The organism is Pseudoalteromonas sp. MMG033 (assembly GCF_057197785.1).
In genome coordinates, this window is sequence record NZ_CM170070.1 from 2932421 (window position 1) to 2959084 (window position 26664).

Here is a 26664-nt window from a genome sequence, read left to right on the forward strand (position 1 = left end):
TAGACTAAAGGAGTAATGGTTCAGCTAATATTGTAGGCGCAGCGTGGCCTTGTTGATCAAATAGGCCTTTACTGACAGCCTTGTTATTTTTACCTATATTCAGGCATACCTAGCCTGTTCATCGTGTTGATCACCTTGGCTTTAATCATTACTTCTGTGTGTTGGCTGTTGAAGGTGCGGCTTGTTAATTTGTCACCCGTAAGCTGTTTAAAACGATAAACGCCTGTTTCAGCCAGCGAACGCTCATGATAGCCTGACTTTTCCTTCCAGTGTTTTAAACCAAATTGATGCATTAATATTATGGCGCTGTTTCTCGGATGACCTTTCTCCCAATATTGGGCATTTTCTCTTGGGGGAATACGAGCTACGGCACCTTTGGCTGCAATTTCATCATAGCAATCACGCGTATCATAAGCACCATCACCTGTTACTCTGTCAACATTTCTCCGAAGTGACCGTAGTAAATCACCTAACACTTCACCATCCGATACATTCACCATTGATAGCTCTGCACTGACAATGTCATGACTGGCTGCATCTATAGCCAAATGCAACTTACGCCAAGTCCGACGCTTGCTGGCTCGGTGTTTTCGGGTATGCCATTCGCCATTACCATAAACTTTTAGGCCAGTGCTATCGACAACAATATCAATAAATCCCTGCGTGGTTGGCTTGGTTCGATATTGAACATCTAGTGTCTTTCCTCGCTTGCACAAACAGCTGTAACCAGGGGAGTGAATAGGTGCATCCATTAAATTGAGGAGTGAATTAACGAACCCTTCAAGTGCTCGAAGTGGCAAATTAAAGACAGACCGAAGTGTCAGGCAAGTTTCAATTGCCAAGTCAGTATATTTATTTGAACGACCACGCCCACCGTGTTTTTCTGCGGTTTGCCATTGTTGAATAGCGTCGTCGCTGAGCCAAATAGCAATATTGCCACGCTGTATCAACGCTCGGTTATAGGCAGACCAGTTCTTAATTTTCTTTGTCATGGTGGCTTGAGTTGCGTTATGTTTTTTGATCTGATCACGCAAAAGGTCAGAAGTTCAAATATTTAGGAAACAAGGCCGCGCAGCGTCCTTTTTTTAAGTTTATTAGTTTAAAGTCTATTGGACTTTACTATATTGCTTTGTATTAAATGGTTTTATTTATACTTTTTATACAAGTGTTTTTAATGCGTTTTTTTGAATTTTAAAATTTTAGTGTTGTTTATGTTTATGAATTGGTTGTTTATTTTATTTGTTTTTCCCTAATTTGTTTTTATTTGTTTTGTTATTTTCAATTTTTGTTTATATGTTGGTTTCTAATCGGGTGTTGATATTTTTGTTTTTATTGTTTGGATTTGTTTTCGGGATGTAAATTAATAAACTAACAAAGGAAATGAAATGAAAAAACAAATTATATCTTTATTATTTTCAGCGCCATTATTAGCAGTAGTCTCTTCATCATCATTTGCGAGCGATGAAGGTGTAAAGGAAAATAAGACATTTAGCTCTACGCCTCAGAAAATAACTGTTTGTGAGTATGAAAAAGTATATGGTAGCGGACGATATGCCTTTGAGAGAACATACAATGGCCATATTCATTGTCCGACACGCATGAGGGTAGGCAGCTCTACTTACGTAATTAATAGAGAATATTGGACTTATAGGTAACTTTTTAAGAGATTTAATATAATTAAAACCTCGTTTTTCGGGGTTTTTTGGTTTTTTAAAACTTCTGAATTTAATACGTTCTTATTAATCCATTTTTTTAGGTTTTTTAGCAGGGTAAGAACATGAAAAATCACATGCTATTCTATGCCTTTTCTAGATAGCTCTCGTTCCTAGCTGCTTTTAGCTCTAGAAGCTGAAGTAACTCTGGGGTAGCTGTGATTTCATTGGACTTAGAGTCGGTCTTGCATTGACCTAACGTCACACCATTTTCAAGGGAAAACGCACTGATAATGTGGATAGCATCTTTTCTATCTGACTGTTTAAATGAACCTTTTAGCCTTTTTTCATCAATGGTAACCACACTTCCGTCTGTGAGCTCGCTACAGCTTTGCATTCATTGAGAGAAGCAGGTTTGAAATTGAATCATATCGATGCGGCTCATACCCCTTGCAATCGTGTCGTTGCACGCCGTTAGCTAACGTTATAAATTTACGTAACCAAGGTAGTTTGTCATGGGAAATATCTTCGATTTCTTCCCAACCTTGGCAGCCTGCGATTACGGCACTGATAGTTAGAAACAGAATATCGGATAATGGATGCTGCACTTTGCTTTGCTGGCGTGGCTCATCAATGGAAGAAATGTGTTCAAACAACGTATTGGCTGACATAATTGTGCTGATTAATCTGAAAAGTAGTTTAAGGTCATAAGTTTATGTCAAGCTATAGTTGATGAGCTTGCCCTTTAATAACCCCCGAGTTGTTGGCTTGGTTCGATATTTATTTTTAAGTCTCTTCCTCGTTTAAGCTGACAGTTATATTCATTGATTGATAAGTGAATGAACGTCCCCTCCAGTGCTCGAAGTGGAAAAATTTAAATTTCGAAATCAGAATTTTATTTGAACTATTATTTTCACTTTGTTTTTCTATAGTTTGCCATCGTTGAATGGTCTCGCCGCTGAGCCAATTTTCAATATTGACACCTTGTATCATTGCTTGATTATTAGCAGAGCTATTTGTAACTTTCTTTGTTTTGTTGGCTTGGGTGGCGTTATGTTTTTAATCTGTTCATATAAAGTTAAAAGAACTCAATTGCTTATGAGGTGCGCTCGGCATGTCAGTATTAGTTTGGTCTATGGTTTATTCTCGTAATTTTTTTCACTGTTAATTATAAAATTTGTTTTGTTAGTTAGCGAGCATTTAAATCATTATTATTTTGTTTTTTTAATTCTATTATTGATATTTAATGGATTTTATTTTTTTGTTTTATATGCTTGTGGTTTTTATCGTTTTGTTGTTTAACTTTGTTTTTTATTTTGTTATTTGCATTTATGGTTTTTATTAATATTTTAATCTTTGAATAATGTGTTGATTTGAGGGGGTTTTTGATTTAATTTGTTTTTGGCCTTTATGTGAATAAGGAGTGAAAATAAGAGGGTTATTTTTTAACGTTGTTTTTTCGCCTAATACTGTTTTGTAAAATTCAATTGATGAAGGTTTTGTTGAATGTTTAGGGTGTTATGGCCTGAACGATATTTGTGAATATGACTTGCTTGGTGGGATTATTTAACCAATTTTCTATTATTATAGAAATATTAATGGTGCAGCAGAGTGCCAGAGTCCATATTTTTACTCTATCAAATTAAAAGGTCATAATGTTAGGTGTAAGGGGACAATGATTGGATCTTCTCGTAAGATTTTAAGTGTTGTTGTTAATCGTAATACGATAGGTTGCTTGTAATTTTAGATAGACCAAATTTTTCTATTTTTAGCGGTTTTTTTGTGTTTTTTAAATTTATTTAATTCTAATAATAAGGAGATGTTATGAAAAAGCTATTACCTCTAATTTTTATGTTGTCACCTCTTGCAGTTTCTGCTAGCTCAATTGATGACGATACTATTAAGTCATCGAGATATTATGGGCCTATTACCATTTGTGAATATGAATGGAATGGTAATTCCATTGGAGACCCTGGCATACCTGGCACAGACCCATATTCTTTTCCACCTGATAGCATAATGTACTTTGAGGATCCAGATAGAATAACCCTTAGGCTAAGGGGACGTGTAGCAAGGTGTAAAGGGCCTATATATAGAAGGCTCAGAGTTTTTGATGTAGTCAGTACTCGTTATACTGTAGGGTACTTATAATTTAAATTATAAAGGTGCGTGGATTTTTCATGCGCCTTTTAATATTAAAAATACGCGTGCAATTCTATTGGTGTTGTTTGGTTTTTATATGATTTAATTTGTCTACATTTAAGTTTTATATTAAAAGTTTATTTTTATAAAATTGAAAGCTAAGTCATAAAACATGATAGTGAAGTGAATAGCAATGCACATTGCACAGGCTATATTTCCGAGTGATGAATGTTTACTGTGTTAATCCATATGGTTACGGTAAAGTCAATCTAAGTACTTTACTCCGTTATTTTTAGGTATATCGCTTCATTGAAATTAAAGAGTTATTTTATGCTAAACACCGCGCTAGTTACTATTGGAGGAGAAAGTTGCCTGATAAGATATGATTTCTTGCTTGGGTAACGCCTTGTGATAATACCATCCCTGTACCGTTTCAATTTGCAGACCACGAACAAACTCTAATTGATGTTGTGATTCAACGCCTTCAGCAACTAAATGTTTATCCATTTTATGGAGTAGCTCAACTACATAGGTATAAAAATCTGCACCAGATTCTTCTTGTGCATTGTCTAGTAGCGATTTGTCTAATTTGACTATGTCGATAGGTAGATCAGCTAACATCGATAAACTGGAGTAGCCGGTGCCAAAATCATCAATGACTGTTTCTATTTTTGCGGCACGTAGTTTGAGGATATTTTTAATAACCTTATTTTTATCGCTTAAGTAACCGGACTCGACAACTTCTATTTTTAGTTGATTAGGAAATTGATGAAACGTTCCGCATAGATAATTAATGAGTACATGGTCAGTCATGACCTTAGGGTTTACATTGATGCTAATGATTGGCAAAAAATCTTTTTTTCGAAAATATACAAGATCGCGCTGTGCTTGTTCGATGACCCATTTGTCAATGATGTCTGTTTGGTCATGTTTTATTAATGTATCTAAAAAATATGGGCCGACTAAATTCCCACTTGGTTTTTGTAGTCTTAAGAGTGCTTCAAACCCACTGACGGTTGCTGAGAGCTGACAAATCTGCGGCTGGTAATACAACTTGAGCTTGCCTTCACTAATATCATTAAGCACCTGATTAAGCTCTTTGCTGGCGTAGTCAATATCTCGTTGGTGGGCAATGAATGCAGACTCTCCCGTACTTCTTAATTGCTCAGAAATTTTTAATTTATCGGTCAGCTTGTTAATGGCACTTTCAAAGTTAATTTGGCGGTTGTGCCAGTATAGAAAAGGGTAATAGATGAATGCACTAGTGATGATTAAGCAACTTTGCAAAATAACACCAGACAAACCTCCCGAGACTTTATAGCCACTTATAAGCGCAGGTGTCATCCAGCTAATCTCAATGTTTGTGACATCAACCCAGCCATGACTTAAGACAAAGTAGGCCAATATAAAATTGATGCTCGGAACCAAGATAAATGGCACAAGCATAATCGGGTTTAAAAATATAGGTAGTGCGAAAACAATAATCTCACAAAAATTAAAGACAGTGAAAGGAATAGAAAGCTTGGCTATATTGCGTTCATGGCCGCTGCGATTAAGGCATAGAGCCGCTAAAATGAGCCCTGCGAAGCAACCTGTGCCGCTAATAAGTACAAAGGTGTCATAAAATACTTTTGCCGAGATCCCTGGCAATATGGGTTGCGACAAAAACTGAGGGCTCAGTAACATATCAAATGTATTATCGCCATGGATCCCAAGAAACCACAAACCATGTGTTATGAGCATTCTTTGATAAGTTAACCAAGCAATAGAGGTATTAGTGGTGTCAGGCGTGATCCATGAGGCAATGATGTCGCCGATGGCAAAGAGGATAGGTATAAATAGATAAAAACTGAAAAAGACCAAAGAGAATGGGATAATCGCTCGTAGCTTTTCGCTTAAGAAGTGGCTAACGCGATATAAATAACCATCAAAGCTTGGTTGAATTCGCATACACAGCACCAGTAACAAACTGCTAATACTTGGGATTATAATGGCAAATGGCGTTGCGCCAGTGGGATTAAGCTCAAAGCCTGTATTTACGGAAATGATATACTGGCCATGTAGTGAGAAGCTCAGTAAAGCGAGCATGGCACCAATGATCCCACTTTGCCCATAGTTTTTACAGATAAAGAAGCCAATAGACGTAGCAACGATGAGTGGAAATAGACTCAAAATGAGTGCCGCACCATTAAATAGCACAGCATATAACCCATTACTTTTGTTGATTAAATTGAAGAACAGGGCACTGTTAATAATAAGCAGTGCAAGAGCACTACTGACAAAATAAGGTAAAAGAGCAATAAAAGCTTCACGAAGCGAAAGTAAGTACTTGCTTTGAAGTGTTGTTTGAATGAATTTATTGAATCGAGAGTAAGGCAATCATACGGCTCTTTGTAGATAGTATGTTTAAGTATAATCACACTCTAGAAATCTGCATGTTCATGTGTGTGGTTGTAAACGATTCTTTCATAAAAAGGGGCAAAAAGGGCGCTCAAACTGCAGCCCTTTTGGGTTGTACTTTATGAGTTAGTGCATTATTTGTTTCAATGCTTCTTCTAACGTTTGATAGCGGAATCTATAGTTTGCGTCCAGAGCTTTTTTTGGGATGACTTTTTGGCCGTAAATAAGCAAGTCTGACATTTCTCCAAATGCCCATTTTAAGAAGCTTTCTGGTAGCCAGAAAAAAGCGGGACGATTGAGGACACTGGCAAGGCAATCTGAGAATTCTTTATTTGACACTGGACTCGGTGCCGTTGCGTTAAATGCACCTTGCAATTCATCGTGGCGGATCAAGAAAAGGATCAGTTGTATCATGTCATCAATATGGATCCATGACATTATCTGCTCACCGGATCCCATAGGACCACCCATACCCCAAGAAAACGCGGGTAACATTTTTTTGAGTGCCCCTCCTCGGCGTGATAATACGACACCTGTTCGTAGCAAACAGACCCGAGTGTGCTCACTTTGACTTTGCAGTGCAGCTTGCTCCCAGTCATGACACAATTGATGACTAAATTCGTCGTGTGGCTGGTCAAAATTTTCATCTACTGATGTTTCTGGGGCTTGTCTGCCGTAAAAGCCAATGGCACTGCCTGAAATAAAAGTATGCGGTGGTGTTTGGGCTGCATTAATATAGTCAGATATTTGTTTGGTGATACCAACCCTGCTATCTATGATTGCTTGCTTGCGCTCATCACTCCATCGTTTGTCTGCGATAGGCTCTCCTGCCAAGTTAATGATGATATCTATATCGTTGAAGTCAACTTTAGATAAACTGTCAACAAAGCGTGCGTTTTGCCCTAATAGCTGCCTTGCTTTAATCTCGTTTCTGGTCAAAACGATCAAGTCATATTTATTGACTAAAAACTTACAAAGTTCTTGCCCAATTAGCCCGGTTCCACCCGTGATCAATATATTCATTCCACGCTCAATTATGATTTGGTTTATGTATGTTTTTTAATTAGCCCTAGTGCTTTGAATTTAAATTCAATTACAATAGTAGCAGATACATATAAAAGTTATGTGTTAACTTTACCTTCAACGTTGCGACCTCGCATAAGGATCAACAGTGTCATCATTGACGGGAATAAACAAGAGCTTGGTTGTATTGGCCTCATTATTCATTGTATTGGCAGGTATTAAACTAGCGAATGATATAGTGGTGCCATTTATACTGGCTGCATTCATAGCGATAATTTGTAATCCACTTTTAAGATTTTTTGCCAGCTATCGTATTCCTAAAGGCGCAGCGATAGTGATTATTATAGCCTTAGTCGCATTATTAGGAATGAGCCTAGCTGGATTAGTTGGGCAGTCTTTAAATGACTTTTCATTGCAATTACCGAGTTATCGCGAGGCACTTCAAGATAAATTTATTTGGTTAGTAGACACCGCTGCTCACTACAACATACTCATTGATAAGCAGCAGCTTATCTCACTGTTTGATCCTGGTAAGATGATAGATGTTGCAACTAATATGCTTGCTGGATTTGGTGGTGTAATGGCCAATATTTTCTTAATCTTGCTGACTGTCGTATTCATGCTGTTTGAAGCGCCTATGCTGAGTAAAAAAGTGCATCTCGCACTTGATGATCCGCAAATGAAAATGCAGCAAATTGACCGTTTTTTAGATTCCATTAATAGTTATTTGGCGATTAAAACTGGTGTTTCACTGGCAACAGGTGTACTAGCAGGATTTTTACTGTGGTTACTCGATGTCGACTATTTTGTACTTTGGGGTGTACTGGCATTTTTGCTGAATTATATTCCAAACATTGGCTCTATTATTGCGGCTGTACCACCCGTTTTATTAGCGCTCGTAACACATGGGCCAGTTGTGAGTGGTTTAGTCGCGGCTGGATATTTGTCTATCAATACCATTATGGGAAATATGATTGAGCCAAAATATATGGGCAAAGGTGTTGGTCTATCGACACTTGTGGTTTTTGTTTCTTTGATATTTTGGGGGTGGTTACTAGGAACTGTAGGCATGCTGTTATCTGTGCCACTAACGATGGTTGTGAAAATAGGCCTTGAGAATAGCGAAGACGGCCGCTGGTTGGCGACCATGCTAGGCAGTTATGAAGAATCTAAAACTTAGTTTGTAGTTCTTTGATATGCAGCTGTAAAAAGGATATTTTACAGCGCTTAAAGACTTTTGCTGCGCGCGTCGAGTTGGGCAGCTCTTTTAGATAACGCCATTTGCAGGCGTCATCCATATAACGGCTTTGGTTTGTGATACTGCGCTGAATAATTGGCATAAGTTGTGTGTTACCAGTATTTTTTTCTAGTTCTTCAGTGTCCATAACCAATTTATTTACCCAAGTTTGACGATTTCTTTCTAACAACTCAATATTACCATCGAGGCACATTAAATATTTTTTTGCTTTTTGAGGGTGGTCAGACTCAAGGTGACTACAATCTTTTAACGCCTCAGTACGAGCAAACGCGTCGATGCTTGAAAATACGGTGAACAACAGAAAAATATTAATGGTTTTGATCATAGTTAAACTCAATTGTAAATTTGGCACCGCCAAGCTCACTGTAGTTAATAATGATTTGGCCGTGATAAGAGGCAACTAAATCTGAGACGATTGCCATGCCCACACCGTGCCCTGCTTCATAGGTATCAAGTCTAGAGCCGCGCTGCAAAAGTTCTTCTCGTTTGTTTTCAGGAATGCCTGGGCCATCATCACCAATTATGAATGCAATTCCTTTCGTGGTGTCCGTTTTAACAGTGATATCAACTTTATGCACACATGCTTTACAAGCATTATCGATGATATTACCTAAAATTTCCATCAAATCGGTTTTATCGCCGAGAAAAGCGGCGTCATGCTCACAAGTTGCCGAGAAGTCTATCTCTTTGTCTAAATAGACTTTACCCATGGCATTGAGGATAGAATCTAGAACAGGTTTGACTTTGGTTTGCTTTTTCCAAGTGTCCGAAGCGCCAGTGGCTGCGCGCTTTAACTGATGTTCGATCATCGCATTAATTCGATCTAATTGTTCTTGCGCTTCTGAGTCTGCGGCAAGTGAGCTTGATTTAAGCACTGCTAACGGAGTTTTAAGCGCATGTGCCAGATCGCTCAAAGATGCTCGATACCGCTCTTTTTGTCGCCTTTGAGAGTCAAGCAGTAAATTAAGGTCGGCTTTGATAGTCGTTAGTTCGACAGGGTATAGACCATTTATCTTGTCCCGTTCACCAGATTCAACTTCTTTGATTTCTTTATCTAGTCGCTGCAAGGGGCGGGCATTCCAAACAAAACCAAATGCCATGAGTGCGGCGATCACAACCCCCATAATCAACATCCAATTGACGAGGGTGTTTCTAAACTCAGACATTAATGCGAGTAGGGCGGAGTTCTTTTTTAATAAAATGAATTTGGCTTGTTGAGATTGATCAGCGTTACCCAATATTACCGTTAAACTGAGCTGCCAAAAATCTTCCCCACTGTAACGCACTTTTTTGAATTCTGATGCCCCCGCTTGTGTTTGAGAGACATCGGGGGTGACAGTGAGGCTTACAGCTGACTCTGAATACCATACTAGGGTATTTTCTTGGTATACCAATGCGTAAGTATCTGAATTAAGTCGATTTAACTCTGGAGCCAGTATCGTTCTAGGCATAGAAATGCCATCGGATACAAATTCGACCTCAGATATTAAAGAATAGAGATGTGCTTCAAGTGTTTTTTCTGTCGCATCAACTAAGGTTGCATGATAGGCGCGACCGATAGAGAAAAAGAGAGCGGGAAGCGCAATGATAAGCACAAAGACAAGGATAAATCCTTGTCTTATTTTAAGAGAGATCTGGGCGCTGCTTACCACTGAGTTTTAAACCTGTAACCTCTACCACGTAAGGTTTCTACCGGGTTCAATGTGCCATCAGGGTCAAGCTTTTTACGCAAGCGTAGAACAAAGACTTCGATAACGTTAGAGTCTAGGTCAAAATCTTGGTCGTAAATATGCTCGGTTAATTCTGATTTAGAAATGACTTTGTGAGGATTAACCATCAAATACTCAAGCACTTTATACTCATATGCGGTTAAAGTCAGTTCTCGTTCATTGACAAAAACTTGTTGAGAGCGCGTATGCAGAGTGATTGGGCCAATGCTAATCTCAGGGTTTGCCTGTCCGGCACTGCGTCGTATTAATGCATTACAGCGTGCAATAAGCTCTTCAATATGAAATGGCTTAGTTAAGTAATCGTCGGCACCCGCATCCAATCCTTCAACTTTCTCTTGCCAGCGATCTCGGGCAGTCAAGATCAAAATAGGTATTTTGATCCCCTCAGCACGTGCACGTCTTATTAACTCGATACCATCTAGTTTAGGTAACCCTAAATCTACAACGGCTAAGTCAAGCGGATACTCAGTCAGGTGAAATAGACCATTTTCGCCATCATGGCACAGATCAACACTGTACTTTTCTTTCTCTAATACGTTTCTCAGGTTTTCAGCCAGTTGAACGTCGTCTTCAATTACTAAAATTCGCATTGTTAATCCTTCTTAACCTCACCCGTTACTTTGTGGACTTTTACATCAACTATTCTGCCGTCGCTTTGTAGAATACGCACAACAAAATAATCACCTTCAAGGGAAATCTTGAGTGTTTTCCCCGGTTGCTCGGTGGTTGCTAATTGTACGGCTTCTTTTTTGCTTATGGTGTCCTGCTGTGCTGCTTGTACCTGAGTGAATGTCAGGGAAAAAACCAGCGTAAAAATCGCAAAACATAAGGGCAACTGCATTCTAAGCTCCACGTTTGGGTTGCTTAACATCATGTGACGCAGGTTAAGATGAGTTGTCTTAACCCGTGCTGAACTTTAGTTAAGGTAATACTTTCTTGTAAGGTTTAACGACACTATCAGCGTAAACGCCTGCTTCGATATAAGGATCCGCTGCAGCCCATGCTTTCGCATCTTCTAAAGAAGCAAACTCTGCGATAACAAGAGAACCTGTAAACCCAGCTTCGCCCGGATTCTCGTCATCAATTGCAGGAAGTGGTCCTGCAACAAATAGCCTATCTTCTTCCTTCAGCGCATTTAAGCGAACCAAATGAGCAGGCCTGGCATTCATGCGTTTTTCGAGCGAGTTTTCCACATCCGTTGAGTAAATCATGTAAAGCATAATAGTCAGAAATAATGCGTAATTAATTTTGTGTTTCGTATCATAGACTGGATTGTCCCTAAATGTAAATGAAATGACGTTATCTGATGAGAATCCTGATTTATACTTGAAATCCGCAGGTCATGGCTGTTACAGTCCTTCGACTATCGTGAAAAAATAATAATAAGGTTGTTTTAATGAGTGCGAATCGCGAGCAATTTAGCTCTCGACTGGGTTTCATTTTGGCAGCGGCAGGGTCCGCTGTGGGGATCGGAAATCTGGTTGGGTTCCCAGTTTCTGCTGCAAAAAATGGCGGCGGTGCATTTTTAATCGTTTATGCGCTGTTTGTTATCTTCATCTGTTTACCTGTTATGATCGCCGAAATGGCACTTGGCCGTAAGGCGCAAAAAGATCCGTACGGTGCTTATCATTCACTTACAGGTGGTGATAAAAAGTGGTCGTTTGCAGGCGCACTAGCTGTGTTAACCCCGTTTATGATAGCGGTTTTTTACATGGTTATTACTGTTTGGATTTTTGGTTATCTGGTACAAACTGTTACGGGGAACTTGGACCAGCTAGCAAACCCAAATAATTTTGGTATTTTTATTAACGAGTATAGTGTTTTTGGCTATATGGCCGGCGTCGCTATCTTGGTGAATCTGATTTTAGTTGGTGGCGTAAAAGAAGGGATTGAAAAAGCTGCAAAGCTTATGATGCCAGCTTTATTTGTGCTGCTAATCGGATTAGTGGCCTATGTACTTACGCTCGACAATGCGATGGCTGGTGTGCGTTATTACATTGTTCCTGACTTTTCTAAAATGGATGCCAGTGTCTTAAATGGCGCGCTGTCACAAGCATTTTTCTCATTGTCACTTGGTATGGGTATCTTAATTACTTATGCGTCTTACATTTCTAAGAAAGAGGACATTGTCGGTAGCTCAAAAATGGTGGCAGTTACAGACTCGTTAGTGGCATTTATCGCAGGCCTAATGGTACTACCTGCCATTTTCAGCTTTAACCCTGACGTTAAGCTTGACGAGTTATCAGACTCCTCTGTGTCTATGATCTTTGTGTACTTGCCTCAGTTATTCTTAACGATGCAAGCGGATATTGGCTATACAGGTGCATCGATTGTTGCGGGTATCTTCTTTTTATTGGTGTTCTTCGCGGCGATTACATCTTTGGTATCCATTGTGGAAGTACCAACTGCAAGCCTAATGGAAGCCAAAGGTTACAGCCGTAAGAAGTCATTGACAGTACTTGCTGTGTCGACGGGTGTGTTAACTGTGATGTGTACTATGTCATTTGGTATGGTCGAGTGGCTGACCAAATTTACTCAGTATGGTGGCGTTGATAAGAGCTTCTTTGACATTGTTTCTGACGTATTCTACGACACGATCTTACCATTCAATGGTTTGTTACTGTGTTTGTTTGTGACATACCGTTGGAGAAAAGCAAATCTGTCAGATGAGTTGTCTCAAGGTTGTGAAAGTTACAAAGGCAGCTTTATGGAGAAGTATGTCAACTTCTCGCTGTCGACGTTTATTCCAGTGATATTACTCGTGATATTCGTCAATACGGTTGCTACCAAGTACTTTGCAGTCAGCTTATTTGGTTTCTAATTGATACATAAGTTGTGGGGCGCTTGCCCCACAATTTATGTAAATGTCACACCTGCATCTAGATACTTTCCTGCGCCAATTGTAAATATCCATAATCCCCACAAACTATGTTCTAGCACACACACGGCTAAAGAACGGCTGTGTGCATAGGTATACGCAAATAACAATCCGCCCATAAATGATAAAATGATGGCCATCCAGTTATCGTATACACAGTGTGCGAGTGCAAACACACTGGCACTGAGCACAACCCTTACGGTTTTACTTGGTAAAATTCGTTTGTAGCGGTGGAAAAAGTAGCTTCTAAAAATAAGTTCTTGCGGCAGGACTGATAAAATAGGGTAAGCAATTAACAGCACTAACCAGTCAAACGTTGAGTTAATGGGCAGTGCAAACCAACTTTCCTGACTTATCAGCCCATACAGCATGCCAGAGAATAGAGCGCCGATAAAAAACATCGAAAATAACCGTTTTTTTATGGCTGAGAATTGCCCAAGGCTGGTGAGTCTGAATCGTTTAAAATGCGGATCAGAAATGAGTAGGTAAGTGCACACTACCATTAAAGTGATCAATGCAGGGAAGAGCCAATTAGCAAGCTCTGCACGAAATAGATAAGCGATACAAGGAAGAAAAATAAAAACAGAGAATAGCTCAAACCATCTATATTGATGCGCGTTCAAAAGACCACCATACTGAAAATCTGCCCTGCATAAAATATAGCAAGCATCATCATTTTGGCTGGAACTTTTACAGAGTTATTTTCTTACCTGTAAAGCTTGTTTTCGTAATGGTATCAATGTTGAATTTATTCGTCTTCTGGGAGGTATTTAGATACCTTGGCAATGGTTAACATAACGGCGATAAAAGTGATTGCCATTAAACCAAAGACCTTAAAATTAACCCAAAAATCGAGCGAAAAAGTATAAGCCACAATTAAATTTAAAATCGCGATAACAAAAAATAGTACTGACCATGCGAGGTTAAGTTGTGCAAAGAGCGTTTCAGGGATAGGGAGCTCTTCGGCTTTTTGTCGTTTTGGTGCTTTATCGTCGTGTTGGTCTGCATGCTGCATTTGTTTCATTGCGCTATTTAGGATGCCGAGCAAGGCTTTTTTAGTCAGGTTTTTCCCTAACATGTGGTGTGATACTAAAAGTGTGCTGCCCAGAGCAGCGTATATTATAGTGGCTTTCCACATGATAAACTGTTCGTCTTGGAACAGTATTGTCAATCCGCCGAGTAATAAAGCAATGGCAAAGAAAATCCAGTGCCTTTGAGAGATCGCGCCCTCCTTAAAATATTGCCATGCCATCTGTACTAAAGATGCGACAATTAATACGCCCGTAGCCCAAAAAATATCCATAAATTTATAGACAAGAAAAAATAGGATCAGGGGTAAATACTCAACGATAAATGCCATTTAAAACCTCGCGTTACCATACCTCTATTGCGTTTTACCAAGTTATGACAATAAGTTCAAGATTGACTTTTAGCTGCTAAACTTCTAGCCTCCGCACACCTTAAAAATAATTTGAGAACTCAATGAATAAGAGTGAATTAGTTTCAGCGATGTCTGAGCGCAACGAACTGACTAAAAAGGATTCAAAAGCCGCTTTAGACAGCATTTTAAATGCCATTACAAAACGATTGTCTGAAGGCGATCCTGTTGCTTTGTCTGGTTTTGGCTCGTTGACGCTAAGCTACCATCCCGCTAAGCCTGGGAGAAATCCTAAAACAGGGGAAGAAATTATCATAGAAGGTCAAAATAAAGTGTTATTTAAACCAGCTAAGGCATTTAAAGATGCCCTAGCTGATTAAGTAGGCTTACTTCGCTGTTGCAGCCTTCATGGTTGCAACAAACTCACGTAAACGCTCGCACATCAGTGCCGGCTCACTCAAATTATCTTCAATAATTTTCACGACCGCTGAACCTGAGATTGCACCCGCTGCGCCTGATTTAATGGCAGCTTGTACATGCTCCGGTGCCGAGATACCAAAGCCTAATAAAGTAGGCGCTGCATTGTACTCATGTAGCTTATTGATCATGGTATCTGCAGGCATTTCCGCTTTAGTTTCTGTGCCCGTAACCCCTGAACGTGATAATAGGTAAGTGTAGCCACGGCCATAGCTTGCACATTGACGAAGCGTATCATCGCTGGCGTTGGGTGTTGCGATGAAGATCGGCTCAATCTCAGCTTGCTGTGCAGCCTGTCTGAACATTTTTGACTCATGTAGAGGCACGTCAGCCACTAAGATAGAGTCAACCCCCGCATCTTTTGCCTGCTGGTAAAAGTTTTCCAGACCTTGTGCAAAGATTAAGTTTGAATACAGTAACAGACCAATAGGAATGTCTGCATTGTATTCTCTGATCTCGCGAATGATATCAAAACAATCTTGTGTATTGATTTTACTTTCAAGTGCACGGATATTCGCTGCTTGAATGACAGGGCCATCAGCAATTGGGTCTGAGAATGGGATCCCAAGCTCTAGTGCGTCAGCACCACCGTCGATCAAGCTTTTCACGATATCAATACTGATCTCTTTTGTCGGATCACCTAAAGTAACAAATGGCACAAATGCACCTTCTCTGGCGTCGTTTAGGCGTGTAAATAAGTTGCTGTAACGGCTCATAGTGCACCTCGCTCGTTCAATACGTTGTGTACATGGGCAAGATCTTTGTCACCACGGCCACTTAGGTTTACGACAATAACGGTTTCTTCAGTTTGTTGCTCTGCGTACTTTAATGCATACGCAATCGCATGGCTTGACTCCAGGGCAGGAATAATCCCTTCATGTTTTGCCAGTGCTTGGAAGGCGTCAAGTGCTTCGGTATCGGTGATCCCAACGTATTGAGCACGACCTGTTTTATGTAAGTAGGCGTGCTGAGGACCAACAGCAGGGTAATCAAGACCAGCAGAAACAGAATATGACTCTTCAATTTGTCCATCACTGTCTTGCATTATGTAGGTATAAGCACCGTGTAAAATACCTGTGCTACCTTTACACAGTGCAGCACCGTGCTCGTCAGTATCAAGGCCTTTACCAGCTGGCTCAATCCCTACGAGTTTGACTTCTTTTTCATCGATGAAATCTGCAAACATACCAATTGCATTAGAGCCACCGCCAACACACGCCATCACAACATCGGGTAGGCGGCCTTCAGCTTCAAGCACTTGCTGCTTAGCTTCTTCACCGATCATACGTTGGAAGTCACGAACAATGGTCGGGAACGGGTGAGGGCCTGCGGCTGTGCCTAATAGGTAGTGTGCTGTTTTATAGTTTGCAGACCAATCACGCATTGCTTCATTGACGGCGTCTTTTAGCGTGCCAGAACCTGCTGTAACAGGAATAACTTCAGCACCCATTAAGCGCATTCTGAACACATTAGGCTGCTGACGTTCAACATCTTTTGCACCCATATAAACTCGACATTTCAAGCCCAGTAGTGCACAAGCTAGCGCTGTTGCTACGCCATGTTGTCCAGCACCTGTTTCAGCGATGACTTCTTTTTTACCCATGCGCTTAGTAAGTAGTGCTTGACCTAATACTTGGTTGGTTTTGTGTGCACCGCCGTGTAGTAAGTCTTCACGCTTTAAGTACAGTTTAACTTTTGGGTTTTTAACTAGGTTGCGAGAAAGCGTCAACGGTGTTGGACGGCCCGCGTATTCGTTTAGTAGTGCATAGAACTCAGATTTGAAGCTTTCATCTTGCTGTGCTTTTTCAAATTCTTGTTCAAGTTGTTTTAGTGCTGGTACGAGTAATTCTGGGACGTACATGCCACCAAAATCACCAAAATATCCTGTATTCATTCTATCCACCTCAGTATTTTCGAATATTGTTAAAAGCATCGCGTAATTTTTCCGGACACTTTTTACCGGGGCTCGTCTCCACCCCTGAATTAAGATCAAAGCCTGCCGCACCTAAATAGGAAGCGTCTTTTACATTGTCTGCGTTAAGACCGCCTGCAAGCATAAATGGTTTTTTTGCACTTTTAAGTAGTTGCCAGTTGAAAACTTTTCCAGTTCCGCCAAATGCTGAAGCTGTTTGTGTCATATAGGTGTTTGTCTACTTCATCAAAAGGCACAGGAAATTCATCTACAATGCCTTGTGCTTTCCAAATTTGGCAATTGACAGGTAGCTGTTTACGCAGGCTACTGATGAAGTCTTGTGACTCATGACCATGAAGTTGTACCACGCTTAGTCTCAGGCTTTGCGCATATTCCACAATTTGCTCAAGAGGCGCATCCACAAAAACACCAACATATTTTAAAGGTGCACTGTCTACGACTGCACGAGCGCAATCAAAGTCGACAAAACGTGGTGATTTTGGATAGAAAATTAAGCCACCATAAACGGCGCCAGCTTGGTAAGCGGCAAGGGCATCGTCAACACGGGTTAATCCACACACCTTGTTTTCACCTAAAATCAGCTTACGACAAGCGCCTTCTAGGTCATCTTCAGCCATCAAAGAACTACCAACTAAGAAGCCGTTACACTGTGCGGTTAAGCGTTTAACGTCGCTATGTGTATAAATTCCTGATTCAGAGATAACGGTTTTGTCACTCGGGATCAGTTTTCTTAATTGTTCCGTTGTCGCTAGATCAGTGCTGAGATCTCTCAAGTTACGGTTGTTGATCCCAATCAGTTTGGCGTCAAGCTTAAGTGCTCGGTGCACTTCTTCTTCATTGCTGACCTCAGTCAGCACCGCCATATTGAGCGAGTGGGCAAGTGTTGCTAGCCTTTCATATGTTTCATCATCCAACACCGACAGCATCAATAAGATAGCATCGCCACCTTTTAAGCGCGCGAGGTATACTTGGTATTCATCAATGAAAAAGTCTTTACAGATCAGCGGCTGCTCAACCTTGCTGCGTACGTAGCTTAGGTAATCAAAACTGCCTTGGAAGTACTTAGCATCCGTTAAAACACTGATACAGGTTGCGTACTTAGCGTATACCGAGGTAATTTCATCTAAGTCAAAGTTATCTCTGATCAGGCCCTTTGAAGGCGATGCCTTTTTACACTCTAAAATAAACTGAATGCCGGGTTTTGACATCTCGCCATAAAAGTCTCGTTCGCTGGGTTGAACCAAAGATTGAAACTCACTCAAAGGGAACGCTTTTTTACGCTCGACTAATTCAACTTTTTTGTCATCAACAATTTTTTCTAACACATTAGCCATGACTGACCTCCGAAATGGCTTGAAGCGTTTCAACACATTTGCCAGACGCCAGCACATCTAGTACTTGTTGTGTACCTGCTTTTAGCGTGTCTGCTCTGCCTGACATCACAAGTAACGCACTGACATTGGCTGCAATTGCGGCATTATGTGCTGGCTTACCTTTGCCAGCTAAGATATCACGGGTTGCTTGAGCATTATATTCAGGGGTATCGCCAGCAATATCTTCAAGCGCGTAATTGTCTAAACCAAAGTCAGCTGGTGTCAGCGTGTATTCAGTAATTTCACCATTTTTAAGTTCGGTGACTTGGGTTGTGCCATGCAGTGCAATTTCATCACATCCTGCACCATGGACAACCATCGCTCGCTCTGTCCCCAACATTTTTAATGTTTCTGCCATTGGGCGGCACAGCGCTGGATCATATACACCAAGTAGCTGTAGCTGCGGTTTTGCAGGGTTTGCGAGTGGACCTAAAATATTAAACAAGGTACGCGTTTTTAGTTGTGTTCGCACTGGCATCGCGTGTTTAACACCGCTGTGATAGAGCGGGGCAAATAAAAATGCAAAGTTGGTCTTCTCTAAGCAGTTTGCACCTTGCTCAGGGCTCATCTCAAGATTAATGCCCAAGGTACGCAGTAAATCTGCTGAACCAGATTTGCTAGAAACACTGCGGTTACCATGTTTTACCATAGGAATACCACACGCTGCTGCGACGATAGCTGCGGTTGTACTGACGTTAATGGTATTAGTACCATCACCACCTGTGCCGCAACTATCAGCGCAGTTTAAACCGCGGTTATCAAAAGCGACGGCATGGTCACGCATGGCTTTTGCAGCACCTGCAATCTCTGCTGCGGTTTCACCTTTTATCTTGAGTGCCACCAATGCTGCGGTGAGCTCTATTTCAGAGAACTCGCCTTGCATAACTAGTCCAAACAACTCTGTTGCTTGCTCAAAGCTTAGAGATTGCTGATCAATCAGCTGATTTAAACTTTCCATGTTGCCTCCTAACAGGTTAAGTAATCGATGCTTTGCTTAAGCAGCTTGGCACCGTCTGGCGTTAAAATTGATTCTGGGTGGAATTGATAACCAATCACTTTGTCAGAGGTATGGTAAACCGCCATTGGAATATCTTGATATTTAGCGATGACTTTTAAACACTCAGGTACACTTGTTGCCATTAATGAGTGATATCTTGCGACAGGAAACTGTTTACCAAGACCTGCAAAAACAGGGTGCTCTTCCACATCAATACGTGATGATTTACCATGGACCGTCTCGCCAGCATGGCCGATGGTACCACCATAGCTTTGTGTTAATGCCTGTTGACCAAGACAAATGCCTAACATAGGAAATTTGCCTTTACAGAGCTCAATCAAATCGAGTAGGCAGCCCGCTTCGCTAGGTTTCCCAGGACCAGGAGATAATACCAATACTACTGGTACGGTTTCATTACACATTTTGTCGTAGATAGTGCTTGCATCGATATGGTTACGATAAACCACTAACTCACTGCCAAGCTGTGACAGTTCATCAACAAGGTTGTAGCTGAATGAATCAAAGTTATCTAAAAAGTATACTTTAGGCGTCATGACCCACTCCTTGATAGCTAGATTGAATGGCTTTGATCACTGCACTGGCTTTGGCTTTTGTTTCATCGGCTTCGGCTTGAGGATCTGAGTCGTAAACAACGCCAGCGCCTGCTTGAACATAGGCTGTGTCATTTTTTACGAATGCTGAGCGAATGACAATACATGTATCCATTGCGCCATCACCTGTCAAATAACCAACCGCACCACCGTAGCTGCCGCGACGCTGCTTTTCAATGTCTCTGACAAGCTGTGCTGCTTTTACTTTGGGTGCACCCACAAGTGTACCCATATTCATACATGCTTGATAAGCATGCAAAGCATCAAGGTCAGGTTTTAGCTGACCAACGACTCGAGAGACCAAGTGCATGACTTGTGAGTAGCGGTCAACTTTAAGCAATTCTTTAGCATGACGAGTTCCAGGTACACTTATCCGTGCAACATCGTTACGTGCTAAGTCGACGAGCATTAAATGCTCTGCACGTTCTTTTTTATCGTCACGTAACTCTAGTTCGATGCGACTATCTAAATCAGGATTAATGGAGCCGTCTGCAAATTTGCCGCGAGGACGCGTGCCTGCAATTGGGTATACTTCGACTTGATTACTGTCTTGGCAGTACTTTAAGGCTGACTCAGGAGAGGCACCAAATAGCACAAACTTCTCGTCTCGCATATAAAACATATATGGACTAGGGTTTTGCTTTTTCAGATGCTTGTATGCGGCAAGTGGCTTTGCACAAGGCAGCGAAAATGTACGAGAGGGTACAACTTGGAAAATATCGCCATCAACGATGTTTTTCTTCAGTTGTACGACCTGATCTTTAAATACATCATCACTGATATCTACACTCACATCATGTGTCGTTTGCTCTGGCTGTTCTTTATATGTTTCATACTCATCGCATTGACGATTAAGCTCTTCAAGCTGTTTACCTACCTCAAAGCAATTAGCATGGACATCTGGACCATTGAATACATTGCCAATTAGCTCAGTGGTTTTAGCTTGATGATCGATCATCACTAAGGTTTCTGCTAAGTAGAAAACATAGTCAGGACAATCATTTTTACCGTCTGGTACGTTAGGCAATGTTTCAAAATTGGCGACCATATCATAGGCAAATACTCCGCCTAAAAAGACGGAAAATGGCGTATCTGAGTTACTTTTAATTGAATTAATACAGGTGCGTAGTGCGCTAAATGCGTTGTCTGCTTTTAGTTTACTGTATTCATCCAGTGATAAGTCTTGAGCATCATATGTTAGCGTCAGTACAGCATATTCTTTAACAACCGTGCAGTTACTCACTTGCTCTGCTAAGTAATTAAGTAATTGCTCGCCATTATTAGAAAGGGCACGTACTTTCACTTCAAGGCCGTTGCACTCTATACGTAGTGCAGCGTCCGCCAAAATGATGCTCTTTACATTGTCTTTTGAGTCTATTTCCGCAGACTCTAACAACAGTGTGTTGGGTTTATTGAGGGCCGCGTATAATGACAAAGGGCTTTCGATATAATCGCGCCGCTGCCTTATACTCGTCACCTCACCCGGTGTTGTAGTTATATGACTAAAAATCAAACCTCATTCCTCTTTAGTACAAAAAACCCCCCGAAGTATTTTTACTTGCGGGGGGTGTGTAATTAGTTACAACAATGCCTTCCCGCTAATTCAGGCACCACCACCAAGATTTTGTAGATGAATTGTTGCAAAAATTGTTAATCACTATAAAAATTCCATAAAAAAACCCGCGGACTCAGCGCGGGTTTAAAAGTTGTTAGACACAACGAATCACACCCGCAATTACGAGCGCCACCACCAAACGATTTTTGTTTTTTGTGTTAGATTCATTTGTAAAGTTTTCGTTATGTCAATTTAAGTGCCTACAGTAAACCCTACTCAGGTGTAAACTGTCAAGCACTAATATCAAAAAATAAACAATCGTCCGTTATTCATTTCAATAATACGATTTTTGGCCTAGTAAAAATGGCTAAATTCTCCAGTGTTTTGAGAGAGGAAATAAAAGCGCACTCGAACTGACTGGCGTGGTATACTGCGCTCACTTGGTTTTTAAGGGGAAAATTTTGATTAAATATGACTTACACAGTCATAGCACTTTTTCTGATGGGCGTTTAGCAGTACCTGAGCTTATTGAGCGGGCAACAGAAAAAGGCGTTGATGTACTGGCATTAACTGACCACGACACGGTGGCGGGTGTATCCGTTGCACGTGACTATATTGCAGAAAAAAACTTAGCATTAGAATTGATTTCAGGCGTTGAGATTTCTACCAAGTGGGAAAGTTTCGAAATTCATATCGTTGGTCTAAATATTGACATCGATGATGCAAATCTGCAGGCATTATTGACACAGCAGCAGCAAAAACGCCGTGAACGAGCCAAAGAAATTGGTGCTCGCCTTGAAAAAAGAGGCTACGAAGGTATTTATGCGCAGGCCTTAGAGTTGGCACAAGGTGCAGAGATAACCCGTGCTCATTTTGCGAAGGCGCTGGTGGAGCGTGGTGTGGCAAAAAATATTCAGGGTGTATTTAAAAAGTTTTTAGCGCGCAATAAGACCGGCTATGTGCCCAGTGTTTGGTGCTCTATGCAAGAAGCCATAGAAGCCATACAAGGGGCGGGCGGCGTTGCGGTATTGGCTCACCCTGGACGTTATCAGATGTCCAATAAATGGCTGAGAAAATTACTGGATGAATTCACCTGTGCTGGTGGTAAAGCGATGGAGGTGGCACAGCCGCAACAAGCGCCAAGTGAAAGACAGTTTCTTGGTCAGCTATCGCAAGAATATAATTTATTAGCCAGCCAAGGTTCTGATTTTCATTACCCTATGAGCTGGTTAGATTTAGGAAGAAATCTATACTTACCAAAAGATTGCCAAGGTGTATGGCAGTTTTGGGGAGCCACAGAGGAATGTTAGCATGAGTCAATTTTTTCATATTCACCCAGATAATCCGCAAGCCAGATTGATTCGTCAAGCGGTCGAAATCATCCAAAAAGGCGGAGTGGTTGTGTATCCAACTGACTCGGGGTATGCGATCGGGTGTAGTTTGGGAAACAAGCAGGCAAAAGAACGCATTGAGCGTATCCGTGGGATCGAAAAACATCACAACTTCACACTAATGTGTCGCGATCTATCCGAATTATCGACTTATGCGCGTGTTGATAATCAAATGTTTCGTTTGATAAAAAATAATACGCCGGGACCGTATACCTTCATTTTAAAGGGCACCAAAGAGGTCCCTAAAAGACTGATAAACGACAAGAAAAAAACTATAGGTATTCGCGTCACTGAGCATCCAATCACTTGCGCGATTTTAGAAGAACTCAATGAACCGCTAATGTCTTGCTCGCTTATTTTACCTGGCGAGCAGTTTACTGAGTCTGATCCGGATGATATTCGCATGCAACTTGAAAAGCATGTTGACCTTATTGTGCATGGTGGTTATTTAATTGAACAAGCAACTACTGTGATTGATATGTCTGAAGATAATGTCGAAATTTTACGTCATGGATGTGGTGATACCACGCCATTTGAATAATTCATGACAGAAGTTTCTAGTAAAACATCCCCTCTGGCTTTTTTAAACGGGGAAGCCGTATTAGAAAAGCCAGAAGATCTTTATATTCCACCAGATGCCTTACAGGTGATCCTCGAAAGCTTCGAAGGGCCACTGGATTTATTGTTATATCTGATAAAGCGTCACAAGTTAGACATCTTGGAGCTCCCAATACTGAGCATTACTCAGCAATACGTGCAATATGTTGAGATGATGCAAGAACTGCAATTGGAGCTTGCTGGTGAGTACTTGGTGATGGCTGCTTTATTGGCACAGATTAAGTCTCGTTTGTTACTCCCTAAGCATGAAGAACTCGAAGAAGAGGAAGACCCTCGTGCAGAGCTGGTAAGACGCTTACAAGAGTATGAGCAGTTTAAAGTGGCTGCGGAAAACTTGGATAAAATCCCCCGTGTTGAGCGGGATATATTCATTGCACGTGCACTCATTGAAGACAATGAGCAAGATGACGATTCATTACCTGATGTGGATTTAAAAGAGCTATTACTGGCGATGAGTGAAGTGATGGCCAGAGCTAAGCAATTTGAGCATCATCAGGTGAGTGCAGAAGCCCTCTCAACCCGCGAACGAATGTCGATGATCTTACAATACTTGAGTGAGCATACAGAGCCTGTTGAGTTCAGTCGGCTATTTAGTGTTCAAGAAGGTAGAAGCGGTGTCGTGGTGACATTCATCGCCATGCTTGAGCTGCTTAAAGAGCAATTAATCTCGATTGTTCAAATCAAGCTCGAGCGCGCAATTTATTTGTCATTAAAGCTACAAGAGTAGTGTCAGCTCTGTCATAATACCGCGCCTTCTACTAGCCTTATGAAGAAATAGTGACATGAAACGCCGAGTCAGTGATGAACAACTTGTCGAGTTGGTTGAAGCTGCGATTTTTGTAGCAGATAAACCATTATCGAAAAAGCACATGAAAGAGACCGTGCTGCAAGATATTCATGTTTCTGATCAGCGTATAGGGCAAGCGATAGAAACGATTTATGAGCACTACCAAACACGTGGTGTAAGGCTTGTTGAAGTTGGAACCGGATATCGCTTTCAAGCATGTCCAAGTTTAAGCCCTTGGCTTAATATGCTTTGGCAAGAAAAAGCCCCTAAGTATTCTCGGGCAACTTTGGAAACGTTAGCGCTTATTGCGTATCGTCAGCCAATTACTCGAGGGGAAATTGAACAAGTTCGTGGGGTGACTGTAGTTCTAACATTATGAAAAGCTTGTTAGAGCGACAATGGATAAAGGTTGTGGGACACAAAGAAGTGCCGGGTAAGCCTGCACTGTATGCGACGACCAAGTTATTTTTAGATTACTTCTCATTGAACGGCCTGGATGGGTTACCAAAACTACCAGAGCTGCAAACTGAGAAGCTAGATCAGATGTTAAATGATCCTTCTGTGAGAGAACCATCAGAATGAGTGAAAAGCTACAAAAAGTATTAGCGCGTGCGGGCGTTGGCTCGCGCCGTGAAATGGAAAAATATATTGACTCAAACCGTGTCAGTGTTGACGGTAAAGTTGCTAAGTTAGGCGATAGAGTCGAAGAAAATGCGGTGATCCGAGTGGATGGCCATGTGGTTAAGATCGAGCAAAAAGAAGAGCGTATTTGCCGCGTTTTAATGTATCACAAGCCTGAAGGTGAGCTGTGTACGCGTAAAGATCCTGAAGGCCGTCGTACAGTATTTGATAGATTACCGCGATTAGAAGGCGATCGTTGGATTGCAATCGGCCGATTAGATATCAATACATCAGGTTTATTACTATTTACCAATGATGGTGAATTGGCTAACCGTTTAATGCACCCTAAATACGAAGTAGAGCGTGAGTATTCTGTACGCGTATTTGGTGAGGTTACGAATCAAACCTTGAAAACACTTTCACAAGGTGTTGAGTTAGAAGATGGTCCTGCTAAGTTCCTATCAATTAAGCCGCGTGGTGGTGAAGGGATCAATAAGTGGTTTAATGTAACGCTAACAGAAGGTCGTAACCGCGAAGTACGTCGTTTATGGCAATCACAAGAGGTTGAAGTATCACGCTTGATCCGTGTGCGTTACGGTAAGTTAGAACTGAATAAACGTCTACCACAAGGCGGCTGGGAAGAATTGGCGCTAGAAGACGTGAACTACTTGAGAAAGTCAGTGAGCCTGAGACCTGAGACACAAACTAAGTTATCTGTGATGCCTGAAAAGCGCAAAGATAAGCGTGCTAAAGTGAATCGTATTAGAAAGGCTGTACACAAGCATAATCAACGTTTGAAGCAAACTAAGCGTCGATAATAGTAAATGCGTTAAAAAAGGGCCGATTGGCCCTTTTTTAGTTTTAGCGCAACTATAAATACTTATTTAGGTTGTGCATCAATCGATTGGCCGTTCACTTCTAATGAGTCATCTGACATCAAGTATAAATAAGTTGGCATCAAATCTTCCGCTGTTTTTAGCTTGTCTCTGTCTTCACCAGGGAAAGCGGCTTCGCGCATGCTTGTACGGGTTGCACCTGGATTGATACAGTTGACGCGAATATTGGTTTTACCCACTTCACAAGCCCATGTTTGCATCATGCCTTCAGTGGCAAATTTTGAGATTGCGTAGGCTCCCCAAAACTCTCGCCCTTGGCGTCCCACACCTGAAGAGGTAAAAATAATAGAAGCACTGGGGGCTTTTCGCATGACAGGGAATAAGAAGCGTGTGATCATCGCCTGTGCAGTTACATTGACTTTCATGACGTTTTCAAAGGTCGATACGCAGAAATGCTCTAGCGGGCCCATAGTGCCTAAAATCGCTGCATTATTAAGTAGGCCGTCTAACTTACCAAATTGTTGTTCAATCGTAGAAGCTAGATCTCGGTAGTGTTGTTTAGTTGCGCCTTTAAGGTCCAATGGCACAATGGCTGGCTGTGGGTAACCGGCATTGATGATTTCATCATAAACCGCTTCTAGTTTGCTGGTAGTTTTCCCTAACAAAATCACAGTGGCGCCATGCTTGGCATAATTGATAGCGGCAATACGACCGATGCCATCACCCGCACCTGTGACCAAAATCACTTTATTTTCTAGTGCATTACTAGCTGCATTATATGTTTGCATATTGGACCTCGAACAAATACATTTGCTATATTTTATCATAGTCATGACGCAAGTTATCGAATTTATTGCAAATATGAGTGGCGAAAGGCTACACTTTGCGTTAAGTTAAACTGGTCTAATGTCTTATTAAAAGCAAAATTACATAGTTTTAACGAATTATTCTCGGCAGCTTATTTATGCTTACATTCTTGAGGCAAGGGTGGGCGCTGGCCGAGG

General features: G+C 41.2%; 27 protein-coding genes and 2 pseudogenes. 10 read left to right on the plus strand and 19 right to left on the minus strand.

Annotated features, from left to right (window positions below; genetic code table 11):
* Positions 1-89: 89 nt before the first annotated feature.
* A complete protein-coding gene (locus tag AC2CZC_RS12900; protein WP_484582065.1) occupies positions 90-992 on the minus strand; it encodes an IS5 family transposase in 903 nt (300 codons plus the stop codon).
* 393 nt (positions 993-1385) lie between these two features.
* On the opposite strand from AC2CZC_RS12900, the gene AC2CZC_RS12905 reads away from it, so the two are divergent.
* The gene (locus AC2CZC_RS12905; RefSeq protein ID WP_484582066.1) at positions 1386-1655 is read left to right on the plus strand and encodes a hypothetical protein; all 270 of its coding nucleotides are present in this window, start codon (positions 1386-1388) and stop codon (positions 1653-1655) included.
* 142 nt (positions 1656-1797) lie between these two features.
* On the opposite strand, the gene AC2CZC_RS12910 is transcribed toward AC2CZC_RS12905, so the two are convergent.
* Together AC2CZC_RS12910 and AC2CZC_RS12915 are read right to left on the minus strand one after the other, a co-directional pair.
* Positions 1798-2049: an ISAs1 family transposase gene (locus AC2CZC_RS12910; RefSeq protein WP_484582067.1), complete on the minus strand. Its 252-nt coding sequence runs from the start codon at positions 2047-2049 to the stop codon at positions 1798-1800.
* The gene (locus AC2CZC_RS12915) at positions 2036-2323 is read right to left on the minus strand and encodes a transposase family protein (RefSeq protein ID WP_484582068.1); all 288 of its coding nucleotides are present in this window, start codon (positions 2321-2323) and stop codon (positions 2036-2038) included. Before AC2CZC_RS12915 ends, AC2CZC_RS12910 begins: the two co-directional genes overlap by 14 nt.
* 1153 nt (positions 2324-3476) lie before the next feature.
* On the opposite strand from AC2CZC_RS12915, the gene AC2CZC_RS12920 reads away from it, so the two are divergent.
* A complete protein-coding gene (locus AC2CZC_RS12920) occupies positions 3477-3803 on the plus strand; it encodes a hypothetical protein (protein WP_484582069.1) in 327 nt (108 codons plus the stop codon).
* Positions 3804-4139: 336 nt separating this feature from the next.
* On the opposite strand, the gene AC2CZC_RS12925 is transcribed toward AC2CZC_RS12920, so the two are convergent.
* Together AC2CZC_RS12925 and AC2CZC_RS12930 are read right to left on the minus strand one after the other, a co-directional pair.
* The gene (locus AC2CZC_RS12925) at positions 4140-6173 is read right to left on the minus strand and encodes an EAL domain-containing protein (protein ID WP_484582070.1); all 2034 of its coding nucleotides are present in this window, start codon (positions 6171-6173) and stop codon (positions 4140-4142) included.
* 147 nt (positions 6174-6320) lie between these two features.
* Positions 6321-7217, minus strand: coding sequence for a TIGR01777 family oxidoreductase (locus AC2CZC_RS12930; RefSeq protein ID WP_484582071.1), 897 nt, complete (start codon positions 7215-7217; stop codon positions 6321-6323).
* Between the two features lie 148 nt (positions 7218-7365).
* Here AC2CZC_RS12930 and AC2CZC_RS12935 point away from each other — a divergent pair, with 148 nt between their 5' ends.
* The gene (locus AC2CZC_RS12935) at positions 7366-8397 is read left to right on the plus strand and encodes an AI-2E family transporter (RefSeq protein ID WP_484582072.1); all 1032 of its coding nucleotides are present in this window, start codon (positions 7366-7368) and stop codon (positions 8395-8397) included.
* Here AC2CZC_RS12935 and AC2CZC_RS12940 read toward each other — a convergent pair.
* The 5 genes from AC2CZC_RS12940 to AC2CZC_RS12960 form a co-directional block, all read right to left on the minus strand.
* On the minus strand, positions 8387-8800 hold the full coding sequence (locus AC2CZC_RS12940; RefSeq protein WP_484582073.1) for a hypothetical protein: 414 nt from the start codon (positions 8798-8800) through the stop codon (positions 8387-8389). The two genes, AC2CZC_RS12935 and AC2CZC_RS12940, sit on opposite strands and share 11 nt — an antisense overlap.
* Positions 8784-10127 carry an ATP-binding protein gene (locus tag AC2CZC_RS12945; RefSeq protein WP_484582074.1) on the minus strand — a complete coding sequence of 448 codons (1344 nt, stop codon included), beginning with the start codon at positions 10125-10127 and terminating at the stop codon, positions 8784-8786. Before AC2CZC_RS12945 ends, AC2CZC_RS12940 begins: the two co-directional genes overlap by 17 nt.
* Positions 10121-10795, minus strand: coding sequence for a response regulator transcription factor (locus tag AC2CZC_RS12950; RefSeq protein WP_484582075.1), 675 nt, complete (start codon positions 10793-10795; stop codon positions 10121-10123). The genes AC2CZC_RS12945 and AC2CZC_RS12950 overlap by 7 nt, the downstream gene beginning before the upstream one ends.
* 2 nt (positions 10796-10797) lie before the next feature.
* Positions 10798-11046, minus strand: a complete 249-nt coding sequence (locus tag AC2CZC_RS12955; RefSeq protein ID WP_484582076.1) for a PepSY domain-containing protein — start codon at positions 11044-11046, stop codon at positions 10798-10800.
* A 79-nt stretch (positions 11047-11125) separates the two neighbouring features.
* Complete coding sequence (locus tag AC2CZC_RS12960; protein ID WP_484582077.1) at positions 11126-11425, minus strand: YciI family protein; 300 nt, start codon at positions 11423-11425, stop codon at positions 11126-11128.
* Between the two features lie 176 nt (positions 11426-11601).
* Here AC2CZC_RS12960 and AC2CZC_RS12965 point away from each other — a divergent pair, with 176 nt between their 5' ends.
* On the plus strand, positions 11602-13026 hold the full coding sequence (locus AC2CZC_RS12965; RefSeq protein WP_484582078.1) for a sodium-dependent transporter: 1425 nt from the start codon (positions 11602-11604) through the stop codon (positions 13024-13026).
* Positions 13027-13061: 35 nt separating this feature from the next.
* Here AC2CZC_RS12965 and AC2CZC_RS12970 read toward each other — a convergent pair whose 3' ends face one another.
* Together AC2CZC_RS12970 and AC2CZC_RS12975 are read right to left on the minus strand one after the other, a co-directional pair.
* Positions 13062-13706, minus strand: a complete 645-nt coding sequence (locus AC2CZC_RS12970) for a CPBP family intramembrane glutamic endopeptidase (RefSeq protein WP_063362183.1) — start codon at positions 13704-13706, stop codon at positions 13062-13064.
* 125 nt (positions 13707-13831) lie between these two features.
* On the minus strand, positions 13832-14443 hold the full coding sequence (locus AC2CZC_RS12975; protein WP_484582079.1) for an inner membrane-spanning protein YciB: 612 nt from the start codon (positions 14441-14443) through the stop codon (positions 13832-13834).
* A gap of 122 nt (positions 14444-14565) precedes the next feature.
* On the opposite strand from AC2CZC_RS12975, the gene AC2CZC_RS12980 reads away from it, so the two are divergent.
* The gene (locus tag AC2CZC_RS12980; protein ID WP_039607871.1) at positions 14566-14841 is read left to right on the plus strand and encodes an HU family DNA-binding protein; all 276 of its coding nucleotides are present in this window, start codon (positions 14566-14568) and stop codon (positions 14839-14841) included.
* Positions 14842-14847: 6 nt separating this feature from the next.
* Here the strand turns inward: AC2CZC_RS12980 and trpA are convergent, their stop codons facing one another.
* The 6 genes and pseudogenes from trpA to AC2CZC_RS13010 form a co-directional block, all read right to left on the minus strand.
* Complete coding sequence (trpA, locus tag AC2CZC_RS12985; protein ID WP_484582080.1) at positions 14848-15654, minus strand: tryptophan synthase subunit alpha; 807 nt, start codon at positions 15652-15654, stop codon at positions 14848-14850.
* Positions 15651-16832 (minus strand): tryptophan synthase subunit beta, encoded by a 1182-nt coding sequence (trpB, locus tag AC2CZC_RS12990; protein ID WP_237138171.1) that lies wholly within the window; start codon positions 16830-16832, stop codon positions 15651-15653. Before trpB ends, trpA begins: the two co-directional genes overlap by 4 nt.
* 10 nt (positions 16833-16842) lie before the next feature.
* Positions 16843-18205 (minus strand): annotated as a pseudogene (gene trpCF / locus AC2CZC_RS12995) (bifunctional indole-3-glycerol-phosphate synthase TrpC/phosphoribosylanthranilate isomerase TrpF).
* Positions 18198-19202: an anthranilate phosphoribosyltransferase gene (gene trpD, locus AC2CZC_RS13000; RefSeq protein WP_484582081.1), complete on the minus strand. Its 1005-nt coding sequence runs from the start codon at positions 19200-19202 to the stop codon at positions 18198-18200. Before trpD ends, trpCF begins: the two are co-directional and overlap by 8 nt.
* Before the next feature lie 8 nt (positions 19203-19210).
* Positions 19211-19795, minus strand: a complete 585-nt coding sequence (locus tag AC2CZC_RS13005) for an aminodeoxychorismate/anthranilate synthase component II (RefSeq protein ID WP_484582082.1) — start codon at positions 19793-19795, stop codon at positions 19211-19213.
* Positions 19785-21365 carry an anthranilate synthase component 1 gene (locus tag AC2CZC_RS13010; protein ID WP_484582083.1) on the minus strand — a complete coding sequence of 527 codons (1581 nt, stop codon included), beginning with the start codon at positions 21363-21365 and terminating at the stop codon, positions 19785-19787. Before AC2CZC_RS13010 ends, AC2CZC_RS13005 begins: the two co-directional genes overlap by 11 nt.
* A gap of 503 nt (positions 21366-21868) precedes the next feature.
* Here AC2CZC_RS13010 and rnm point away from each other — a divergent pair.
* The 5 genes and pseudogenes from rnm to rluB all read left to right on the plus strand — a co-directional run bounded on the left by rnm (position 21869) and on the right by rluB (position 25642).
* Positions 21869-22717: an RNase RNM gene (rnm, locus tag AC2CZC_RS13015; protein WP_484582084.1), complete on the plus strand. Its 849-nt coding sequence runs from the start codon at positions 21869-21871 to the stop codon at positions 22715-22717.
* 1 nt (position 22718) lies between these two features.
* On the plus strand, positions 22719-23339 hold the full coding sequence (locus AC2CZC_RS13020; RefSeq protein WP_237138177.1) for an L-threonylcarbamoyladenylate synthase: 621 nt from the start codon (positions 22719-22721) through the stop codon (positions 23337-23339).
* A gap of 3 nt (positions 23340-23342) precedes the next feature.
* Entirely contained in the window at positions 23343-24143 is an 801-nt protein-coding gene (locus AC2CZC_RS13025) for a segregation and condensation protein A (RefSeq protein WP_484582085.1), read from the plus strand.
* A 55-nt stretch (positions 24144-24198) separates the two neighbouring features.
* A pseudogene (scpB, locus tag AC2CZC_RS13030) lies at positions 24199-24785 on the plus strand (SMC-Scp complex subunit ScpB).
* Positions 24782-25642 carry a 23S rRNA pseudouridine(2605) synthase RluB gene (rluB, locus tag AC2CZC_RS13035; protein ID WP_039607882.1) on the plus strand — a complete coding sequence of 287 codons (861 nt, stop codon included), beginning with the start codon at positions 24782-24784 and terminating at the stop codon, positions 25640-25642. The pseudogene scpB and the gene rluB overlap by 4 nt, the downstream one beginning before the upstream one ends.
* Positions 25643-25704: 62 nt before the next feature.
* Here the strand turns inward: rluB and AC2CZC_RS13040 are convergent, their stop codons facing one another.
* Positions 25705-26448, minus strand: coding sequence for a YciK family oxidoreductase (locus AC2CZC_RS13040; RefSeq protein WP_063362171.1), 744 nt, complete (start codon positions 26446-26448; stop codon positions 25705-25707).
* Positions 26449-26664: the final 216 nt, after the last annotated feature.

Bases quoted from the DNA above. Each gene is read 5' to 3' on its own strand.
- AC2CZC_RS12905 (WP_484582066.1), top strand. From the start codon at position 1,386: ATGAAAAAACAAATTATATCTTTATTATTTTCAGCGCCATTATTAGCA.
- rluB (WP_039607882.1), top strand. From the start codon at position 24,782: ATGAGTGAAAAGCTACAAAAAGTATTAGCGCGTGCGGGCGTTGGCTCG.
- AC2CZC_RS13040 (WP_063362171.1), bottom strand. From the start codon at position 26,448: ATGCAAACATATAATGCAGCTAGTAATGCACTAGAAAATAAAGTGATT.
- AC2CZC_RS12930 (WP_484582071.1), bottom strand. From the start codon at position 7,217: ATGAATATATTGATCACGGGTGGAACCGGGCTAATTGGGCAAGAACTT.
- AC2CZC_RS13025 (WP_484582085.1), top strand. From the start codon at position 23,343: ATGACAGAAGTTTCTAGTAAAACATCCCCTCTGGCTTTTTTAAACGGG.
- AC2CZC_RS12900 (WP_484582065.1), bottom strand. From the start codon at position 992: ATGACAAAGAAAATTAAGAACTGGTCTGCCTATAACCGAGCGTTGATA.
- AC2CZC_RS12915 (WP_484582068.1), bottom strand. From the start codon at position 2,323: ATGTCAGCCAATACGTTGTTTGAACACATTTCTTCCATTGATGAGCCA.
- AC2CZC_RS13005 (WP_484582082.1), bottom strand. From the start codon at position 19,795: ATGACGCCTAAAGTATACTTTTTAGATAACTTTGATTCATTCAGCTAC.
- trpD (WP_484582081.1), bottom strand. From the start codon at position 19,202: ATGGAAAGTTTAAATCAGCTGATTGATCAGCAATCTCTAAGCTTTGAG.
- AC2CZC_RS13020 (WP_237138177.1), top strand. From the start codon at position 22,719: ATGAGTCAATTTTTTCATATTCACCCAGATAATCCGCAAGCCAGATTG.
- AC2CZC_RS12980 (WP_039607871.1), top strand. From the start codon at position 14,566: ATGAATAAGAGTGAATTAGTTTCAGCGATGTCTGAGCGCAACGAACTG.
- AC2CZC_RS12960 (WP_484582077.1), bottom strand. From the start codon at position 11,425: ATGCTTTACATGATTTACTCAACGGATGTGGAAAACTCGCTCGAAAAA.
- AC2CZC_RS12920 (WP_484582069.1), top strand. From the start codon at position 3,477: ATGAAAAAGCTATTACCTCTAATTTTTATGTTGTCACCTCTTGCAGTT.
- AC2CZC_RS12950 (WP_484582075.1), bottom strand. From the start codon at position 10,795: ATGCGAATTTTAGTAATTGAAGACGACGTTCAACTGGCTGAAAACCTG.
- AC2CZC_RS12965 (WP_484582078.1), top strand. From the start codon at position 11,602: ATGAGTGCGAATCGCGAGCAATTTAGCTCTCGACTGGGTTTCATTTTG.
- AC2CZC_RS12975 (WP_484582079.1), bottom strand. From the start codon at position 14,443: ATGGCATTTATCGTTGAGTATTTACCCCTGATCCTATTTTTTCTTGTC.
- trpA (WP_484582080.1), bottom strand. From the start codon at position 15,654: ATGAGCCGTTACAGCAACTTATTTACACGCCTAAACGACGCCAGAGAA.
- AC2CZC_RS12955 (WP_484582076.1), bottom strand. From the start codon at position 11,046: ATGCAGTTGCCCTTATGTTTTGCGATTTTTACGCTGGTTTTTTCCCTG.
- trpB (WP_237138171.1), bottom strand. From the start codon at position 16,832: ATGAATACAGGATATTTTGGTGATTTTGGTGGCATGTACGTCCCAGAA.
- AC2CZC_RS12940 (WP_484582073.1), bottom strand. From the start codon at position 8,800: ATGATCAAAACCATTAATATTTTTCTGTTGTTCACCGTATTTTCAAGC.
- AC2CZC_RS12910 (WP_484582067.1), bottom strand. From the start codon at position 2,049: ATGCAAAGCTGTAGCGAGCTCACAGACGGAAGTGTGGTTACCATTGAT.